The sequence below is a fragment of the Pseudomonas sp. LPB4.O genome (assembly GCF_038383825.1).
Classification (GTDB): Bacteria; Pseudomonadota; Gammaproteobacteria; order Pseudomonadales; family Pseudomonadaceae; genus Aquipseudomonas; species Aquipseudomonas putida.
In genome coordinates, this window is sequence record NZ_CP151298.1 from 2460215 (window position 1) to 2479447 (window position 19233).

Here is a 19233-nt window from a genome sequence, read left to right on the forward strand (position 1 = left end):
AAGTGGTCGATCAGCGAACAGTAATTGCAGCCGGCGTGGACAAGCGGCAAATGAACTTCCTTATGCTGCGGCATCTCTTCTAGAATTCGAGCAGTCGCATCCGCCAGGCCACGCCTGTGCGGCCTTCCCTGGGCTTGCCTGCTGGCGGGCCGTCATCGAGAGAGCCATGAGTTCCAGTACACCGCTGTCCGGCGTCAACCAACCCCTGCGCGGCATCGCCTTGGTGGTGGTGGCGACGTTGCTGTTTGCCAGCCACGATGCTTTGTCCAAATTCCTCGGCGGCCTGTACCCGATCGTCATGGTGGTGTGGGCCCGGTACGTGGTGCATACGCTGCTGATGGCCGGCATCTTCCTGCCCAAGTCAGGCCTTAACGTGCTGCGTACGCGCCGCCCGGTGTTGCAGACGCTGCGGGCCTTGAGCCTGCTGAGCACCAGCCTGCTGTTTACCACTGGCCTGCAATACTTGCCGCTGGCCGAGGCCACTGCGGTCAACTTTCTTGCCCCGGTGCTGGTCACCGCGTTATCGGCACCCCTGTTGAAAGAACGGGTGACGGTGGGGCAGTGGGTGGCGGTGGTGATGGGCTTTATCGGCGTGCTGGTGGTGGTGCACCCGGGTGGGGCGATGTTTACCCCGGCCATTCTGTATCCTTTCGGTTCGGCGTTGGGCTTCTGCTTCTATCAGTTGCTGACGCGCATTCTGGCTGCGCATGACAGCCCGACCACCAGCAACTTCTATGCAGGGCTGTGTAACACCCTGGCAATGAGTGCACTGGTGCCGTTCTTCTGGGTGGTGCCGCGTTGGGACCATGCGCTGCTGATGCTGGCGCTGGGTGGCTTTGGCATGACTGCGCACCTGCTGCTGACCCAGGCCTTCCGCCATGCGGCACCGGCGTTGCTGGCACCGTTCAGCTACTGCCAGATCGTGTTTGCCGGGTTGCTTGGGCTTCTATTCTATAGCCAGGTGCCGGATAGCCTGAGCCTGGCGGGAATTTCGGTGATCTGCCTCAGTGGGCTGGGCGCGGCGTGGATGCAGCGCAAGAAGTGAGTGATTACCTACCGGGCCATGAACTGCAGGATGCGTTCGCGTAGCCAGCGCTCGGCCGGGTCGTTGTCCTGGGCGCCGCTCCAGACCATGGACAGCTCGGCCTCGGAGATGTCGAACGGCGCCGGGTCGGCGCGCAGGCTACCGTCGTCGGCCAGGGCGCAGGCGGCGTAGTCCGGCACGGTGGCAATCAGCTCGGTGTTGCGCAGCAGGGCGCGCAGGCTGCCGAACTGCGGCACCGCCAGCACCACCTTGCGGCAACGGCCGATGCGCGCCAGGTCCAGGTCGATGTTGCCGCTCATGTCGCCGGAGAACGACACCATCACATGCGGGCGCGCGCAGTATTCGTCGAGGGTCAGCGGGCCGGGGCGGTCGTCGGCGCGCAGCACGCGCACGCCGATGTCGCGCAGCTTGCGGCGTTTGGCCGTGGCTGGCAGGTCGGTGGTGTAGCTCACACCTACCGAGATTTCGCCGCTGGCCAGCAGGCCAGGCATCAGCAGGAAGTTGGCGCGCCGCACAACCACACTGATATCCGGGGCTTCTTCGCGCAGGGCCTGCAGCAAGGCCGGGAACAGGCCGAACTCGGCATCGTCCGACAGGCCCAGGCGGAACACATTGCAGCTGCTGGCCGGGTCGAATTCGCGGGCGCGGCTGATGGCGGCGGAAATCACGTCCATCGCTGGCGCCAGTTCGGCAAAAATCTGCAGGGCCCTTGGCGTGGGTTCCATGGCCCGGCCACTGCGGATCAGCAACGGATCGTCGAACAGCTCGCGCAGGCGGGCGAGGGCGGCGCTGACGGTGGACTGGGTGATGAACAGCTTTTCACCGACGCGGGTCAGGTTGCGTTCGATCATCAAGGCTTCGAACAGCACCAGCAGGTTCATGTCAACGCGGCGCAGGTCGTTGCGGTTCATTGGGCTCAGGTTCCGGAATAGAGGGCTTGGCGGTGTATTGAAGCACGCCGCTGGCCTGCTTGCCTTGTATGAATGTGCTGGCCTCTTCGCAGGTTCACCCGCGAAGAGGCCAGCACAGGCAAACCTGACAGAGCCAGCCTATCAACCCCTAACAGCCACTCTATTAGAACTCTGCCCAAGCTCGTCTAGTCTTTCCCGTGGCCCCGTGTAGACCTGATGAGGGGTAGCACGAGCCCACACGCTCGGCTGAAAGAACACCTGGCATAGACCGGAAATCTGGATAACCGACCCAAAGGTACCCGCAGATGTCGAACGAATCGAAATGCCCGTTCCATCAAACCGCAGGTGGCGGCACCACCAACCGTGACTGGTGGCCTGACCAGCTCAACCTTCGCATTCTTCACCAGCATTCGTCGAAATCCAGCCCCGATCCGGACTTCGATTATGCCAAGGCGTTCAAGAGCCTCGACTTCCAGGCCCTGAAGCAAGACCTGACCGCCTTGATGACCGACTCGCAGGACTGGTGGCCCGCCGACTTCGGCCACTACGGTCCGCTGTTCATCCGCATGGCCTGGCATAGCGCGGGCACCTACCGCATCGGCGATGGCCGCGGTGGCGCGGGTTCTGGCCAGCAACGTTTCGCCCCTCTGAACAGCTGGCCGGACAACGTCAGCCTGGACAAGGCCCGGCGCCTGCTGTGGCCGATCAAGCAGAAATACGGCAACAAGATTTCCTGGGCCGACCTGATCGTGCTCACGGGTAACGTTGCTCTCGAATCCATGGGCTTCAAGACCTTTGGTTTCTCTGGCGGGCGCGCCGATGTGTGGGAGCCGGACGAAGATGTGTATTGGGGCTCGGAAAAGGTCTGGTTGGGCGGCGATACCCGCTACGGCAAGGAGCAGGTCAAGGCCCAGCCGCCAGGCCAGGGGGACCTGGTGGCCGAGCCGGCCAAGCACGGCGAAGAACAGAATCGCGACCTGTCGGCCGAGCGGAACCTGGAAAACCCGCTCGCCGCCGTGCAGATGGGCCTGATCTACGTGAACCCGGAAGGCCCGGAAGGTAACCCCGACCCGGTGGCCTCGGGCAAGGATATCCGTGAAACCTTTGGCCGCATGGCCATGAACGATGAAGAAACGGTGGCGCTGATCGCCGGCGGCCACGCCTTTGGCAAGACCCACGGTGCCGGCCCTGCCGACAATGTCGGCCCCGAGCCGGAAGCTGCTGGCCTTGAGCTGCAGGGCCTGGGCTGGCCCAACAAGTTTGGTACCGGCAAAGGCGGGGATACCATCACCAGCGGCTTGGAAGTGACCTGGACTTCTACCCCGACCAAGTGGAGCAACGAGTACCTCAACAACCTGTTCAACTTTGAGTGGGAATTGACCAAGAGCCCGGCCGGTGCGCACCAGTGGCGGCCGAAAGAGGGCAAAGGCGCAGGCACCGTGCCGGATGCCCACGATCCGGGCAAGAAACACGCACCGTCGATGCTTACTTCCGACCTGGCGCTGCGTTTCGACCCGATCTACGAGCCGATCGCCCGTCGCTTCAAGGACAACCCTGACCAGCTGGCGGATGCCTTTGCCCGTGCCTGGTACAAGCTGATCCACCGCGACATGGGCCCGCTGGCCCGCTACCTGGGCCCGGAAATGCCCAACGAAGAGTTGCTTTGGCAAGACCCGTTGCCCAAGGCAGATCCAGCCACGATCAGCGAGCAAGACATCGCAGATCTCAAAACCAAGATCCTGGCTTCGGGCTTGAGCGTGGGCGAACTGGTCGCCACCGCCTGGGCGTCGGCGTCGACCTTCCGCGGCTCCGACAAGCGCGGTGGGGCCAATGGCGCCCGCGTGCGCCTGGCACCGCAGAAGGACTGGGCTGCAAACCAGGGGGTAGATAAGGTGCTGGCGGCGCTGGAAAAGATCCAGGGCGAGTTCAACAACGGCGGCAAGAGGGTTTCTCTGGCCGACCTGATCGTGCTGGCCGGTACCGCAGCCGTTGAAAAAGCCGCCAAGGACGCCGGTTACACGGGCAGCGTAGGGTTCCGCCCGGGCCGCGTCGATGCGTCTCAGGCGCAGACCGATGTCGAGTCGTTTGCCGTGCTAGAGCCGTTGGCCGATGGCTTCCGCAACTTCACCAAGGCCCGCTATAGCGTCAAGGCTGAGAAGCTGCTGCTGGACAAGGCCCAGTTGCTGACGCTGACGGCGCCGGAGCTGACCGTGCTGATTGGCGGCCTGCGCGTGCTGGGCGCCAACCATGGCGGCAGCAAGCAGGGCGTGTTCACCGACAAGCCCGGCACCCTGAGCAACGACTTCTTCCGCAACCTGCTGGACATGGGCGTGGAATGGAAGCCGACCTCGGCGGACAACGAGGCCTTCGAAGGCCGCGACCGCAAGACCGGGCAGGTGAAGTGGAGTGGTAGCCGGGTTGACCTGGTGTTTGGTTCGCATGCCCAGCTGCGGGCGTTGAGCGAGGTGTATGGCAGCAGTGATGGGGGTGACAAGTTCGTGCGGGACTTTGTGGCCGCTTGGCAGAAGGTCATGGAGCTGGATCGTTTTGACCTGAAGTAACGGTGTTGCGGGGGGCTGCAGAGCAGCCCCCTTGGCCCTGGTGATCCCGCCAATTCCAGGTCGGATAGATACAAAAGCGTCCTCGTCGGTTCTGTTGCAATGCTTCTCAGGCGGCCGGCCTGAACAGCGTGCTCACAACGACAAGGAACCCCGACCATGCAAATGCCCAAGACCCTGAAAATCCGCAATGGCGACAAGGTGCAGCCGACCTTTTCGGCGCAGGAATATGCAGCCCGCCACGCCCGGCTGCGGGCCTACATGGCCGAGCAGGACATCGAAGCGGCGATCTTCACGTCGTATCACAACGTCAACTACTACAGCGACTTCCTCTACTGCTCGTTCGGCCGCCCGTATGCGCTGGTGATCACCCAGGACAAGGTCGTCTCGATCAGCGCCAATATCGATGGCGGGCAGCCCTGGCGGCGCACGGTCGGCACTGACAACATCGTCTACACCGACTGGCAACGCGACAACTACTTCGTTGCCATCCAGCAGGCGCTGCCGCTGGCCTCGCGCATCGGCGTCGAACACGACCACCTCAACCTGCAGAACCACGCCAAGCTGGCCGCCTGCTACCCCAGAGCCGAGTTGTTGGACATTGGCGCGCCGTGCATGCGCATGCGCATGATCAAGTCGGCTGAGGAGCAGGCGCTGATCCGCCACGGTGCGCAGGTGGCCGACATTGGCGGTGCGGCGGTGGTGGAGGCGCTGCGCGAGCAGGTGCCGGAGTATGAAGTGGCGCTGCATGCCACCCAGGCGATGGTCCGTGAAATTGCCAGGCGCTTCCCCGATGCGGAGCTGATGGACACCTGGACCTGGTTCCAGTCCGGGCTCAACACCGATGGCGCGCACAACCCGGTGACCAGCCGTCGCGTCGGCAAGGGTGAAATCCTTAGCCTCAACTGTTTCCCGATGATCGCTGGCTACTACACCGCGCTGGAGCGCACACTGTTCCTCGACCATTGCCCGGATGAATACCTGCGCCTGTGGCAGGCCAACGTGGAGGTGCACGAGGCTGGGTTGAAACTGGTACGCCCGGGCATGCGCTGCAGCGACATCGCCCGTGAACTGAACGAAATCTTCCTGCGCCACGACCTGCTGCAGTACCGCACCTTTGGCTATGGCCACTCGTTCGGCACCTTGAGCCACTACTACGGCCGCGAAGCGGGGCTGGAGCTGCGCGAAGACATCGACACGGTGCTGGAGCCTGGCATGGTGGTGTCGATCGAACCGATGATCATGCTGCCCGAAGGGCGACCGGGGGCGGGCGGGTACCGCGAGCATGACATCCTGATCGTCAATGACAACGGCGCCGAGAACATCACCAGGTTCCCGTATGGGCCGGAGCACAACATCATTCGCAAATAAAGACCGCAGCAGGCCTCATCGCCGGCAAGCCAGCGCCCGCAGATACTGCACAGCATGCAATGCCTGTGAAGTCCCGTGTGGGAGCTGGCTTGCCGGCGATGAGGCCAACCCGGACAACAAAAATATCACTGTATGACCACCAGACCCTGCCTCCAATTAAAAGAACCAGAGGGTACCCGTCATGTCCAGCACCACACTTGACCCATCCGCCGTCGCCGGTCCCGCACACAATGCCGAACGCCAGGCCCTGCGCAAGGCCGCCCGGGCCAGTTTCATGGGCAACTTCGTCGAGTGGTTCGACTACGCCGCCTACGGCTACCTGGCCACCATCATCGCCGCCACCTTCTTCCCGCAGACCGACAAGACCAACGGCCTGCTGGCAACCTTCGCCGTGTTTGCCCTGTCGTTCCTGGTCCGCCCGCTAGGCGGTATCGTCTGGGGGCACTTTGGCGACCGCCATGGCCGGCGCAACGCACTGTCGTGGTCGATCCTGATCATGTCGGTATCGACCTTCTGCATCGGCCTGCTGCCTGGTTATGCGCAAATCGGTTTGTGGGCGCCGGCGCTGCTGTTGCTGATCCGCCTGGTGCAGGGTTTTTCTGCGTCGGGCGAGTACGCCGGTGCTGCGGCGTTCCTGGCCGAATACGCGCCGCCCGGCCGTCGTGGCCTGTACACCAGTATCGTGCCGGCCAGCACGGCAGCGGGGTTGCTGTTTGGTGCGGCGTTCGTGGCGGTACTGCACGAACTGCTCAGCAGCGAAGCCCTGCATGAATGGGGCTGGCGCCTGCCGTTCCTGCTGGCGGCGCCGTTCGGCCTGGTGGGGCGCTATATCCGCATGAGCCTGCAGGACACGCCCAAGTTCCTGGAGATGGAGCAGCGCCTGGAACACAAGGCCGGCATGGCCCCGACGCCGCTGCGCGAGCTGCTGGGCCAGCACCGCCGCAGCCTGGCCATCGGCATTGGCGTTACCTGCCTGAACGCGGTGGCGTTCTACCTGCTGCTCAGCTACATGCCGACCTACCTGTCCAGTGAAATGGGCATGAGCGAGCGGGATTCATTCATTGCTTCGACAGTATCGCTCGCCACTTATATTGGCTTGATCTTCCTGATGGGGCGGCTTTCCGACCGGTTTGGCCGCAAGACCATGCTGGTGGTGGCTTCGCTGTTGTTCCTGGGGCTGACCGTGCCGTTGTTCCGCCTGCTTGACGGGCAACCGCTGCTGGTCATCCTGGCGATCCAGATTTGCTTCGGGGCGATACTGGCAATGAACGACGGAACCTTGCCGTGCCTGCTGGCCGAGATTTTCCCGACCCGGGTGCGCTTCAGTGGGTTTGCCCTCAGCTTCAATGTGGCCAACGCGCTGTTTGGCGGGACCGCACCGTTCATTGCCACCTGGCTGATTCAGGTGACTGGCAGCAAGCTGGCGCCGGCGGGGTATTTGCTGGCGGCAGCACTGGTGGCACTGGTGGCGATGCTGATGTGCCGGGAAACGGCGCACTCGGCACTGGAAGATTGATAAGCCTGTACTGGCTTCTTCGCGGGTTTACCCGCGAAGAGGCCGGCAAAACTAGTGCAAGATCTGGATCAGTGTAAAGAGGCCTGCCGCCGCTCCCCCAGCGGCGACAAGCCAAAGAACCGGCTGTAACTCTTGGAAAAATGCGCCGGCGAGCTGAACCCGCAGGCCAGCGCCACCTCGCGCACCTGCACATCGCTGCGCAGCAGCAACTCCCGCGCCCGCGACAGCCGCAGCTCCAGGTAATACTGGCTGGGCGTGCGCTGCAGGTACTTGTGGAACAGCCGCTCCAGCTGGCGCACGGTCACCTCGTTGAGGCTGGCAAGCTCCTCGAGCCCCAGTGGTTCTTCCAGGTTGGCCTCCATGATCGCCACCACCTGGCTCAGCTTGGGTTGAGCGCTGCCAAGCAGGGTGCGCAGCGGTATCCGCTGGCGATCGCGCTCGCCCCGCACCCGGTCGCACAGCAACAGCTCTGCCGCCTTGGCCGCAATGTCCTGGCCCCCGGGTTCGCGGGCCACCAGTTGCAGCATCATGTCCATGGCTGCCACACCGCCCGAGCAGGTATAACGGTCGCGGTCCAGTTCGAACAGCTGGCTGGAAATGACAATGCCGGGGAAGTGCGCCTGCAATGTCGGCAGGTCTTCCCAGTGGATGGTGCAGCGGTAGCCTTTGAGCAGTTCGGCCTTGGCCAGCAGGTAGCTACCGGTGCAGATACCGCCCAATGGCAGGTGCTGGCGGGCCAGCTTGCGCAACCAGTCGATCAGCGGGCGGCTGCTACGGCCACGGTCGATCGGGTTGGCGCCGACCACCAGCAACGTGTCCAGCTCCGGGGCGTTGGCGATGCTGTAGTCGGGCAGTACCCGCATGCCGTTGCTGGCGACCACGGGTGCCTCGTCCGCAGCAATCAGCACGCTGCGAAACAGTGGCTTGCGCGCGGCCAGGTTGGCCATGCGCAGGGTTTCCACCGCCGACGCCAGACCGATGGTGGTGAAGTTGGGCAAAATCAGAAAGCCGAAGGTCTTTACGGAACAACTCTTTACAATAGACGGCGACAGGTTTGTAGAAGCGGGGTGGACCATTGCGCTGTTCCTGTGCAAGCTGAGGCAGAGTTCGTCAGGGGCAGAGAGAAATACAGCCTCGCGTGGTTCTTGTTGTTATAGGTCGTTGCCGGGTTGATCTTACACCCCGGGCGCAGCGGCCAGGAATGGCCCCGCCGGCTGGCAGGGCCGACAGTGATTGCACAGAGAAGGTGATCGTTCGTGAACCCCGAATCCATGCTGGCGGCATTGCCAGGCTACGCCATATCGCCCGAGTCGATCCAGGTGCTGCCCGATGCCAAGGCATACCGCGCCTGCCTGCTCGAGCGCATCCGCACCGCGACCCGGCGCATCGTCATCGTCGCACTGTACCTGCAGCAAGACGAGGCTGGCCAGGAAGTGCTGGATGCCTTGTACCAGGCCAAGGCCGAGCGGCCAGGGCTGGAAATCACCATCGTGGTCGACTGGTTCCGTGCCCGCCGTGGTCTGCTGGGGGGCGGGCGTCAGCCGGGTAACGCCGCCTGGTATCAGGCCCAGCGCCAGTTGCGCGGGCTGGATATCGTCATTCACGGGGTGCCGGTGCAGACCCGCGAGCTGTTCGGCGTGCTGCACTTGAAGGGCAGCATCATCGACGATTGCGTGATCTACACCGGCGCCAGCCTGAACAACGTCTACCTGCACCGCTTCGACCGCTATCGCCTGGACCGCTACCACCTGTTCCAGTCGCCGGGGCTTGCCGACGCCATGGTCGACCTGGTACAGCGCCTGTTGCACCACACCGCCACACCACGCCTCGACTTGCCTGCACAACCTGCCACCCGCAGCCTGCGCGGCGATATCCGGCGCTTGCGAGCGCGGTTGCGGCGCATGGCCTACGAGGCACCATCCAGCGTGGCAGGGCAGGGGTTGCGGGTGATTCCGCTGTTGGGCGTGGGCCGTGGCAACCCGTTGAACCGGGCAATGTGCGCCCTGTTGGCGGCGGCGCGCACGCAACTCATCATCAGTACGCCGTATTTCAACCCGCCGCGGGTGGTTATGCGCGAGCTTGACCATGCGCTGGAGCGGGGGGTGCACGTTGAGCTGATCGTCGGTGATCGCACGGCCAACGACTTCTACATCGCCCCGGGTGAGCCGTTCAGTGCCAGTGGCGCCTTGCCTTATCTGTACGAAGACAACCTGCGTGCCTTCGCCCGACGCCGCCATGCGGCGATTGCCAGCGGCCAGCTACAAGTGCGGATCTGGAACGATCCCGGGCATACCTTCCATGCCAAGGGCGTGTGGGTCGACCAACGCTATTCGCTGCTGACCGGGAACAACCTGAACCCGCGCGGGTTCAACCTGGACCTGGAAAACGGCCTGCTGATCGATGACCCGCAAGGGCAATGGCTGGCGCCAAGGGAAGCGGAGCTGAGCGAGCTGCGCCGGCATGCGCCGAAGATTGCCTCGGCAGAGGCGTTGGGGGTGAAGGCCGAACACCCCAAGGAAGTACGCAAGCTTCTGCGGCGGTTGCGTTTCAGCCGGTTGGAGCCGTTGATCAAGCGCGTGCTCTGAGGCATTGCACCAGTCGATGCTGTACGTTTTTTGGGGGGAGCGGCCTTGTGTCGCGAAAGGCCAGTGAGGGCGTGGTATCGCTGCCGTTTCGCACCGAGCGCCTGGTGATGCTGGTGCCTGCCGGTCATCCACTGGCCGGGCGCGGGGGGCGAGACCACTGCGATTTCTGTAGTGAACACGGTGCCTTGATGTCAAAATGATATTGCTGGCATGCCTCCATCTAGAGGGGCTGGGCTATCATTTGCAGTCAACCGTGCAAGGCCCCTCTGAAAAGTCATCACGAGCGCATACAATCGGGCCTTTTCCTCGTTAACCAGATAGGCCAATGCGTATATGGCGCTAGATCCACCCACGATGCTGACCATCTCGGTCGCCCTGGCAGCTGCGGCTGCCCTGTACCTGGCGATTGAGTGGCGCAGTGTCCGCGAAACATCACTGCTGTTCTGGAGTGCCGGGTTTGCCACTATTACTGTCGGTTGTATCCTGGCCTTGTTGCGCGGGGTCGGGTTGTTGTTCATCGGTATCTGGTTTGCCAACGGTTTGCTGGTGGTGGCGCACTGGTTTTTCCTGCTAGGCGTACTGCGTTTTACCCAGGACCGCTTGTCGCGGGCCTGGCTGATTATTGTGGTGGTCTGGTTCGCCTTGCTGCTGCTGCCCGTAGGGCCGCAGTGGTCGAAGGTGATGCTGATGGTCAACTCGTTGCTGGTCGCCTCGCTGACGCTCAAGGCCAGCTTCCTGCTGCGGCCGCATGGCAAGTCGCTGAGTGTCGGGGCAGTGCAGTTGCGCTATGTGTTGTTGATCCATGGGCTGTTCTATGTAGCGAAGGCGATCATTGCGATCACGCCGGGTACGTTGATTGACCTGGCCACCTTTGGCGGGCTGATCATTCAGGTTTCCCTGGTCGAGGGGGCGATGGCGATCATGCTGATTGCCTTGTCGATGACCGGCACTGTGCGCTATCGGCGCGAGGAGCGGATTGCCCGGCTGGCAGCCCGCGACCCGCTGACCGCGCTGTACAACCGGCGCGCGCTGGAGGTGCGGGCGGGGCAATTCTTCAAGGACGTGAGCCCGGCGCAGCCTGGGGCGTTGCTGCTGATCGACATTGACAACTTCAAGCTGGTCAACGACCTGCATGGGCACATTGCCGGGGACCGGTTGCTGATTGCCCTGAGCGAGATGATTCGCACGGCGCTGCCCGAGCGGGCGCTGGCCGCGCGATTGGGCGGTGATGAGTTCGTCATCTTGTTGAGCGGGGCGAGTAGCGAGCAGGTAGTGGAGCTGGGTGGGATGTTGCGCGAGCTATTCCAGCAGTATGCCGGCAAGACCGTTCCCACCCCGCACGCGGTTACCTTGAGCATCGGCGTGAACCTGTTCGACCAGCCACCGGCGAGCCTGGCGGCGTTGATCGAGCAGGGGGATGTGGCCTTGTACCAGTCCAAACGCAGTGGGCGCGATAGCATTCGGTTTGTTGAGCGGCCGATGGCTGACCTCAACCAATAGACTAATGGGGCTGCGCAGCAGCCCCAATAGCCTGGGATGACTGTTTAGGCAGCGGGTGTCAGGTCACTACCTGGTAGCACGGCACATACGCCGCGCCGCCCGGCAGCTTCATGCGGTGCTGGTCGACGAAGGCCTGCAGCAGCCGGCCCAGTGGATCCAGCACAGCGCTGTCGCCGCGGATCTGGTACGGCCCGTGCTCTTCGATCAGGCGGATGCCCTTGTCCTTCACGTTACCCGCTACAACGCCGGAAAAGGCCCGGCGCAGGTTGGCAGCCAGTTCATGGGGTGGCAGCTCGCGGCGCAGGTCCAGCTCGGCCATGGCCTGGTGGGTCGGGTCGAACGGGCGCTGGAAGCTCTCTTCGATCTTCAGCAGCCAGTTGAAGTGAAAGGCGTCGTTGCGCTCACGGCGGAACTGCTTGACCTCCTTGAGCCCTTCGACCATGTGCCGGGCAACCTCGGCCGGGTCATCAATGATGATTTCGTACAAGCGGTGCGCCGCCTCGCCCAGGGTGGCGCCGACGAAGGCATGCAACTGTTGCAGGTAAGGCTCGGCGCTGCGCGGGCCGGTGAGCACCACCGGGAACGGCACGTCGTGGTTGTCCGGGTGCATGAGGATGCCCAGCAGGTAGAGGAACTCCTCGGCCGTGCCGGCACCGCCCGGGAAGATGATGATGCCGTGACCGACACGCACGAAGGCTTCCAGGCGTTTCTCGATGTCCGGCAGGATCACCAGCTCGTTGACGATCGGGTTGGGCGCCTCGGCGGCGATGATGCCCGGCTCGGTCAGGCCCAGGTAGCGGCTGCCATGCATGCGCTGCTTGGCGTGGGCGATGGTGGCGCCTTTCATCGGCCCCTTCATCACGCCAGGGCCGCAGCCGGTGCACACGTCCAGTTTGCGCAGGCCAAGTTCGTGGCCGACCTTCTTGGTGTACTGGTATTCCTCGGTGCTGATCGAGTGGCCGCCCCAGCACACCACCATCTTCGGCTCTACACCCGGGCGCAGGGTGCGCGCGTTGCGCAGCAGGTGGAACACGTAATCGGTGATGCCCTGCGAGCTTTCCAGGTCGATACGCTGGCTGGCCAGCTCGCTCTCGGTGTAGACGATGTCGCGCAGGGCGCTGAACAGCATTTCACGGGTGCTGGCGATCATTTCGCCATCGACGAAGGCGTCGGCCGGGGCATTCAGCAGCTCCAGGCGCACGCCGCGGTCCTGTTGGTGGATTTTAACCTCGAAGTCCTTGTAGGCCTCGAGGATAGTCTTGGCATTGTCGACATGGGCGCCGGTGTTGAGGATGGCCAGGGCGCACTGGCGGAACAGGGTGTAAAGGCTACCGGTACCGACTTCACTCAGTTGCTGCACTTCACGTTGTGACAGCGTTTCCAGGCTGCCTTTGGGGCTGACGGATGCATTGATGACATTGCGTTGAGGCATCTAAGTCTTTCCTGTGCGGGTAAAACATCCTTCTTTGACAACACCATACCGAGAAATGTGGACGGCAACGAGGGGGCTGGTGAAAAACCTTGAGACCGGGTTGGCTTCTTCGCGGGCTTGCCCGCTCTCACAGGTGCAGTGCGGATCCCTGTGGGAGCGGGCAAGCCCGCGAAGAAGCCAACCCGGTCCCGATTTATCCCAACAGCTTCTGCACGCCGAGGGTAATTGCCAAGCCACCGCCTACCAGCCACAGGTTCAGAATCGCCCCGGTAGCCAGCGCCTTTGGCCCGGCCTGGCGAATCTGGCTGAAACGGGTTTCCATACCCAGTGCAGTCATGGCCATGGTCAGGGCAAAAGTGTCGAGGCTGTTCACCGCCTGGGTAACGCTACCCGGCAGTACCTGCAGCGAATTCACCAGCACCAGGGCAAGGAAGCCGAAGGCGAACCAGGGCATCGCAATGCGCCCATTGCCCTGCGCCTGGCCGGCCTTGCGCGAGCGGCTGATCCACAGGCCTACCACCAGCAGTACGGGCACCAGCAGCATCACCCGGGTCATCTTGACGATGGTGGCGATATGGGTGGCTTCAGGGCTGACGTTACTGGCTGCGCCCACTACTTGGGCGACTTCGTGGATAGTGCCGCCCAGGAAAAGCCCGGCGCCCATGGTGTCCAGGTGCAGCCAGCCGGCGTTGATGGCCAGCGGGTAGAGGAACATCGACAAGGTGCCGAACAACACCACGCTGCCGACGGCCATGGCGCTCTTGTGCGGGGCACTGCGCAGTGCCGATTCGAAGGCCAGCACGGCAGCGGCACCACAGATGGCGCTGCCAGCGGCGGTCAGCAGAGCGGTATCGCGGTCCAGCTTGAACAGCTTCATGCCACACCACAGGCCGATCAGCAGGGTGCTGGACACCACCAGCAACGACACGAGCAGCCCCGACCAGCCGACTTCGGCGATTTCCTGCAGGCTGACCCGCAGGCCAAAGAAGGCCACGGCAATGCGCAGCAGGCCGCGGGCCGAAAAGTTGATGCCGGCAGCCCAGCTGGCCGGTACACCATCGCGCAAGGCATTGCCGTACAGCGCGCCGGCGACGATTCCGACAATCAACGGGCTGATGCCCAGGTTGGCGATGGCAGGCAAGGCCGCCAGCTGAGTGACCGCAAGCGCAAAAAGCGCGACGAACAGGATGCCGTTGAGCCGCCCTCGGGTAGAGAGGGTAGGCGAATAAGCGGGGTGGGACGGAACCGTGGCCATGTGAGTCCTCCGGACAGGTGTTTCGACAAGGCCTACGTTAATCTGGTTATAAGCTTATAAAAAATCGTAATTTGGGATGGCAAATATCCGTTTATCTGATATTTTTTAATCATGACCCCAGAACAGCTGATAACGTTTGCCACTGTCGCCGAGCACGGCAACATCAGCCATGCGGCCCAGGCGCTGCACCTGTCGCAGCCGGCGGTGTCCGGCCAGCTCAAGCTGCTGCAGGAGGCTTTTGGCGAGCCGCTGTATCAGCGTGCCGGCCGTGGTGTGCGGTTGACGGCAGCCGGCGAGCAGTTGCTGGCCCATGCCGAGCGCCTGCGCGAAACCTTCCGCCAGGCCAAGGCACTGCGTGAGGCCATGCGTGGCCTGGAGCGCGGTACCTTGCGTATCGGTGCCAGTACCACACCTGCCAGCTACCTGCTGCCTTACCTGATCGCCGACTTCCATGCCCGCCACCCGGACGTGCTGGTGACTACATCGCACGGCAACACGGCAGAGATCGTCGCTGCGCTGGACAGTGTCGACATCGCCCTGATCGAAGGGCCGCCTGGGCAGGAGTTGCCCTTGGGTACGCAAGTGACGGCCTGGCGCGAGGACGAGATCGTTGCCATCGTGCCCAGTGGTCATCCGCTGGCAGGCAGTGACCAGCAGGTCTTGGCGTCGCTGGGTGCTTACCCGTTGGTGCTGCGCGAGAGCGGCTCGGGGGTGCGGCAGATTGTCGAGCGGGCGTTTGCCCGCGATGGTGTGGCGATGCGCGTAGCGCTGGAAATTGCCGGGGTGGAAGGGGTGAAGGAGGCGGTGCGTGCGGGGATGGGGGTTGGCTTTGTGTCGGCGATGTCCATCCGCCATGAGGATGGGGCGCTGCACAGGTTGCAGGTTGCGCCGCAGCCTTTGGTCAGGCGGTTTTCCATTCTGATGCCGCATGCCGCGACGCCATCGCGGGCGGCGGCGCGGTTTCTTGAGTTGTGTGTGGGTATGCAACAGGTCGGTTGACTGTGCTGGCCTTTTCGCGGCACAAGGCCGCTCCTACAGGGGTACGTAGCAATCAATGGCTTTGTACATGCAGGAGCGGCCTTTTGCCGCGAAGAAGCCGGTGCAGGCAACCTCAATTCAAATGAAAGACATGCTTCAGATAAGCAACAAAATTCTCGTCCCGGCATTGCGTCTTGCCCGGGCTGTCGGAAATCTTCGCCACTGGCGCCCCATTACAGCCGGTCATCTTGATCACCATGTTCATCGGCTCAACCCCCGGGATATCACACGTGAGCTTGGTACCAATGCCAAAGCTCACATTGATCCGTTCATGCAACGCCCGGTACAGCCCCAGCGCCTTGGAAAAATCCAGCCCGTCGGAAAAGATCAGGGTCTTGCTCCTCGGGTCGATCCCCAGCCGCTCATAGTGGGCAATGGCTTTTTCCGCCCACGCCAGTGGATCGCCCGAGTCGTGCCGCAAGCCATCGAATAGCTTGGCGAAGTACAGATCGAAATCGCCAATGAAGGCATCCATGGTGATGCAGTCGGTTAACGCAATACCCAACAGCCCGCGGTACTCTCTTACCCAGCATTCCAGCGCAGCGGCCTGGCTGTCGACCAGGCGTGGGCCGAGCTGTTGGTGGGCCATGAACCATTCGTGGGCCATGGTGCCGAGTGGCTTGAGCTCGAACTCGCGGGCCAGGTGCACATTGCTGGTGCCGACGAAGCGCCCGGGGAAATCGTGCTTGAGGATGTGCACCACCTCTTCCTGCACGCGGTAGGAGAAGCGCCGCCGGGTTCCGAAGTCCGCCAGCTGGAAGCCGGCCAGCTCATCGGTGCTGGCTTCGGCTTTGAGCCAGTCCAGCTTCTGGTAGAGGCGTTCGCCAACTTGCTCGATCACCACTTCGCGATAGCGGTAGCGGTTGCGTACTTCGCTGATGATCGCCAGCAGCGGGATCTCATAGAGGATCACGTGCAACCACGGCCCACGTACGCGGATTGCCAGTTGCCCGGTGCCATCCAGGCCCACCTGGACATAGCGCAGGTTGAAGCGAAACAGGCTGAGGAAGCGAATGAAGTCCGGTTTGAGGAAGGGGATTTTTTCCAGATAGGCCAGTTGGTCGTGGGTGACGGTAACCTCGGCCAGTTGCTCCACCTGATAGCGGATCTCGGCCAGGTAGGGGGAAAGGTCTTCGCCATTGCGGCAGCGAAACTCCCATTCCACCTCGGCGTTGGGGTAGTTGTGCAGCACCGCCTGCATCATGGTGATCTTGTAGAAGTCGGTGTCCAGCAAGTTCTGGATGATGCGTGGGCCAAAAACACTGTCGCTCATGGGCGGTCTTCCTTGATCAGGGCAAGCTGGTGGTCAAGCGCGTCCTCGTCGCCGCAGAGGATCACGCCCTCGGCGGCCAACGCACCACACGCCTCGATGGCGCCGGCCTGGGTAAGCGCGCGGCAGGCCGGCAGGTACAGCAGCACCTGGAAGCCGGCCTGGCGCAATTGGCGGGCGGTGGTCTTGACGCAGTAGTCCAGGGCCAGGCCGCCGACGATCACCGCGCCCACCTGCTGCACCTTGAGGTATTCGATCACCCCGGTAGAGCGGCGCTCGGCAAGGTCGTGGTAGCAGGCGCCGTAGGGGTGCAGGTCAGGTTCGACGCCTTTCCACACGAAGTAGTCGTAGTCGATGGGGGCGGGCAGGCCGGGCAGCAGCGCGAAGCCCGGTGTGCCGGGGACGCAGTGGCTGACCCAGGTCAGGTCGGCGTTGGCCAGTTGCAGGGATTGCAGCATGTGCGCAGGGTCGGCGACCACCCAGGCGGCGTTGGCCGGGTGCGCGTCCTTGCTGCCCAGGCGCAGGTCGGCGCGCAAGGCCATCGCATTCAGGTCATCCGCAATTTCGTCGCCTTCGGGCACGGGCAGCTCCAGCGGGGCGTTGGCAGTGAAGCCGTTTTGCGCGTCGACATCGAAACTGGCGATCTTCATGGCGGTTCTCCTTGCTGGAATGGCTATATAATTCACCTGGTGTATTAAGTATGTCAAGTGGCAAACGATATGGGGTTGGTGGTTGCCTTACTTAGATGCTCTGGTGGATTATTGTGCTACTGAACAAGGAGCTGCACGGTGAGTACAGTCGAAGTCCTGGCCAGTGTCGACATTGTCGCCCTGCGCCTGGCCCCTGATGCCCAGCATCTGCAAGTGTTGTTGCACCGTCGTGAGCGCGAGCCGCATGCCGGGCAATGGGCCTTGCCCGGGGTCATCGTAAATGGGCGTACCCCCGACACCAGCCTGGAAGATGCCGCCAGCCGGGCCCTGCACGAGAAGGCCCGGGTGCAACCGTGCTACATGGAGCAGGTGGGTACCGAGGGCAATGCATTCCGCGATCCACGAGGGTGGTCGTTGAGCACCTGTTACCTGGCGTTGCTCGACCCCGCGCAGGCCGTCGAAGGCGAGCAACTGGCATTTTTTGATCTGGACAGTGTGCTGGGGCGCAAGGTGTTGTTGCCCTTTGACCACAACCTGCTGGTGGAGCGGGCCCGCGAACGGCTGGCGGCAAAGACGGTGTACAGCAGCCTGCCGCTTTACCTGTTGGCGCAGAAGTTTACTGTGCAGGATGCGCTCGGGGCGGTGCAGGCCTGCCTGGGCCAGGCGGTGAACGGTACTTCTGTGCGCAAGCGTCTGGAGCGTTTACGCGAGCTGGGTTGGGTAAGGGATACCGGCGAGAAGCACCAGCCAAAACTGGGCCGGCCGCAGCAGTTGTACCAGTACACGCCGCAAGGGGAGCGGGCATTCATGTTTGACCGCAGTTTGTTACCTGAAGGCGGATAACTGAAGGCCAGGCTGACCTGGCAGATCTACCAGTATCGACCCTGTCATCTACCGTGTACTGTCAAACACCTCTGCTAAAGGTGACGTAGAAATGAGCACGATAGATAACAAGGTCCCCAGTGTGCGCCTGTTCTACGCCAACACCAGACTGGTTTGTTTGATCGGCTTGGAAAACACGCGGTTAATGCGTGCTGATAGCAGGGCGCTAGCCCAGTTACAAACATCGGCCACGCTGTTGCAAAGCGACGCAGCCAATACCGTATTGGCAGCCCACGCTATTAACCTTCACGATTGCGAGGCTTATTCACCCTATGGTTTTTCGCCTGTCCAGGAAAAACTGGCAATGGTTGGTTTCACTGGCGAATGGCGTGATACACAGACGGGGTGCTATCCGTTGGGTAACGGGTATCGACTGTTCAGCCCATCACTCAGGCGTTTGACAGGGCCTGACGTATTGAGCCCGTTTGACAGAGGAGGGCTGAATGCATACGCCTATTGCACAGGTGACCCCATCAATTACTCAGACCCTTCAGGTCAGTTGAGAGTCAGCCTTTCTGGAATGGCTAAAACTTTGGGTGCAATGAAGAAGACCGGTGCCACCGCTCTGCTGCGGGAAAATAATGCGCCTATGACGCTCAAACCTTTTATCCGACATTTAGCTCAAGAACCGTCTGATGTTAACGCTTTGCTGGCCTTACCCGCAGGAAATAATCATGTATTCACAAAACTGTCCAAGGTTGAAGGGATAATTCGCTTCCAACGGCCGGATGTTGATTTTGTTGCAAACTTTGTTCCGACCGTATCTGTGCACAAAGAAGGGCAGGTCTTCGCAGTGAACAGAGGGCAGCTTCCCAGAGGGGTCAAGGGATACGAATACACATGGCATGGTAGATATAACAATACCCCTCTCTTTGCTATAAGGCGCCCTAGCTCCTCTAGCACTGATCCTTCGCTCAATGGCCCACCGCCTGAATACGTTCCACCGCCCTCTTATGAAGATGCGACAGCAAAAGGGTTTGGCATCAGGACAGCAAGTTGATCATCCCCGCCGCCAGAATGGTCGCCAGCACGATCAACGCAGCCCCCGCCGCCATGCGCAAGCTCGGCTGGTTACCAAACAACCACCACGCGCCGATGATTGCGTACACCGGCTCCAGCGCGATATACACCGCGCTCGATCATGGCAATGAACGCCGGGAAGTCATTCCAGCGCCTTTTCCGCTGTGTGGGATGCCGAGCGTGTTCGAGCAAGGCCCCGT

Annotated in this window: 15 protein-coding genes and 1 pseudogene; 9 read left to right on the top strand and 7 right to left on the bottom strand. The window is 62.3% G+C overall.

Annotated features, from left to right (window positions below):
• Positions 1-166: 166 nt before the first annotated feature.
• Positions 167-1045 (top strand): DMT family transporter, encoded by an 879-nt coding sequence (locus MRBLPB4O_RS11020; RefSeq protein WP_341798427.1) that lies wholly within the window; start codon positions 167-169, stop codon positions 1043-1045.
• 8 nt (positions 1046-1053) lie between these two features.
• Here the strand turns inward: MRBLPB4O_RS11020 and MRBLPB4O_RS11025 are convergent, their stop codons facing one another.
• A complete protein-coding gene (locus MRBLPB4O_RS11025; protein WP_341798428.1) occupies positions 1054-1956 on the bottom strand; it encodes a LysR family transcriptional regulator in 903 nt (300 codons plus the stop codon).
• Between the two features lie 305 nt (positions 1957-2261).
• On the opposite strand from MRBLPB4O_RS11025, the gene katG reads away from it, so the two are divergent.
• From katG to MRBLPB4O_RS11040, 3 genes are all read left to right on the top strand, one after another.
• Positions 2262-4517, top strand: a complete 2256-nt coding sequence (katG, locus tag MRBLPB4O_RS11030) for a catalase/peroxidase HPI (RefSeq protein WP_341798429.1) — start codon at positions 2262-2264, stop codon at positions 4515-4517.
• Positions 4518-4673: 156 nt separating this feature from the next.
• Entirely contained in the window at positions 4674-5885 is a 1212-nt protein-coding gene (locus MRBLPB4O_RS11035) for a M24 family metallopeptidase (protein ID WP_341798430.1), read from the top strand.
• A 181-nt stretch (positions 5886-6066) separates the two neighbouring features.
• Positions 6067-7401, top strand: a complete 1335-nt coding sequence (locus MRBLPB4O_RS11040) for an MFS transporter (RefSeq protein WP_341798431.1) — start codon at positions 6067-6069, stop codon at positions 7399-7401.
• Positions 7402-7469: 68 nt separating this feature from the next.
• Here the strand turns inward: MRBLPB4O_RS11040 and MRBLPB4O_RS11045 are convergent, their stop codons facing one another.
• On the bottom strand, positions 7470-8477 hold the full coding sequence (locus MRBLPB4O_RS11045) for a GlxA family transcriptional regulator (RefSeq protein ID WP_341798432.1): 1008 nt from the start codon (positions 8475-8477) through the stop codon (positions 7470-7472).
• A gap of 180 nt (positions 8478-8657) precedes the next feature.
• Between MRBLPB4O_RS11045 and pssA the strand changes: the two genes are divergently transcribed.
• Complete coding sequence (gene pssA, locus MRBLPB4O_RS11050; RefSeq protein WP_341798433.1) at positions 8658-9986, top strand: CDP-diacylglycerol--serine O-phosphatidyltransferase; 1329 nt, start codon at positions 8658-8660, stop codon at positions 9984-9986.
• A gap of 354 nt (positions 9987-10340) precedes the next feature.
• On the top strand, positions 10341-11486 hold the full coding sequence (locus MRBLPB4O_RS11055; protein ID WP_341798434.1) for a GGDEF domain-containing protein: 1146 nt from the start codon (positions 10341-10343) through the stop codon (positions 11484-11486).
• 58 nt (positions 11487-11544) lie between these two features.
• On the opposite strand, the gene ppnN is transcribed toward MRBLPB4O_RS11055, so the two are convergent.
• Both ppnN and MRBLPB4O_RS11065 read right to left on the bottom strand, forming a co-directional pair.
• Complete coding sequence (ppnN, locus tag MRBLPB4O_RS11060) at positions 11545-12918, bottom strand: nucleotide 5'-monophosphate nucleosidase PpnN (protein ID WP_086975190.1); 1374 nt, start codon at positions 12916-12918, stop codon at positions 11545-11547.
• 193 nt (positions 12919-13111) lie between these two features.
• Positions 13112-14173, bottom strand: coding sequence for a YeiH family protein (locus MRBLPB4O_RS11065; RefSeq protein ID WP_341798435.1), 1062 nt, complete (start codon positions 14171-14173; stop codon positions 13112-13114).
• Between the two features lie 111 nt (positions 14174-14284).
• On the opposite strand from MRBLPB4O_RS11065, the gene MRBLPB4O_RS11070 reads away from it, so the two are divergent.
• Positions 14285-15172 carry a LysR family transcriptional regulator gene (locus tag MRBLPB4O_RS11070; protein WP_341798436.1) on the top strand — a complete coding sequence of 296 codons (888 nt, stop codon included), beginning with the start codon at positions 14285-14287 and terminating at the stop codon, positions 15170-15172.
• A 112-nt stretch (positions 15173-15284) separates the two neighbouring features.
• Here MRBLPB4O_RS11070 and pncB read toward each other — a convergent pair whose 3' ends face one another.
• On the bottom strand, positions 15285-16484 hold the full coding sequence (gene pncB / locus MRBLPB4O_RS11075; protein WP_341798437.1) for a nicotinate phosphoribosyltransferase: 1200 nt from the start codon (positions 16482-16484) through the stop codon (positions 15285-15287).
• On the bottom strand, positions 16481-17131 hold the full coding sequence (locus MRBLPB4O_RS11080; RefSeq protein WP_341798438.1) for an isochorismatase family protein: 651 nt from the start codon (positions 17129-17131) through the stop codon (positions 16481-16483). Before MRBLPB4O_RS11080 ends, pncB begins: the two co-directional genes overlap by 4 nt.
• A 138-nt stretch (positions 17132-17269) precedes the next feature.
• Here MRBLPB4O_RS11080 and MRBLPB4O_RS11085 point away from each other — a divergent pair, with 138 nt between their 5' ends.
• Positions 17270-17974 carry an NUDIX hydrolase gene (locus MRBLPB4O_RS11085; protein ID WP_341798439.1) on the top strand — a complete coding sequence of 235 codons (705 nt, stop codon included), beginning with the start codon at positions 17270-17272 and terminating at the stop codon, positions 17972-17974.
• A gap of 91 nt (positions 17975-18065) precedes the next feature.
• Entirely contained in the window at positions 18066-19013 is a 948-nt protein-coding gene (locus MRBLPB4O_RS11090; RefSeq protein WP_341798440.1) for an RHS repeat-associated core domain-containing protein, read from the top strand.
• Here the strand turns inward: MRBLPB4O_RS11090 and MRBLPB4O_RS11095 are convergent.
• Positions 18997-19152, bottom strand: a pseudogene (locus MRBLPB4O_RS11095) (EamA family transporter); the annotation flags it as partial. The gene MRBLPB4O_RS11090 and the pseudogene MRBLPB4O_RS11095 sit on opposite strands and share 17 nt — an antisense overlap.
• Positions 19153-19233 lie beyond the last annotated feature (81 nt).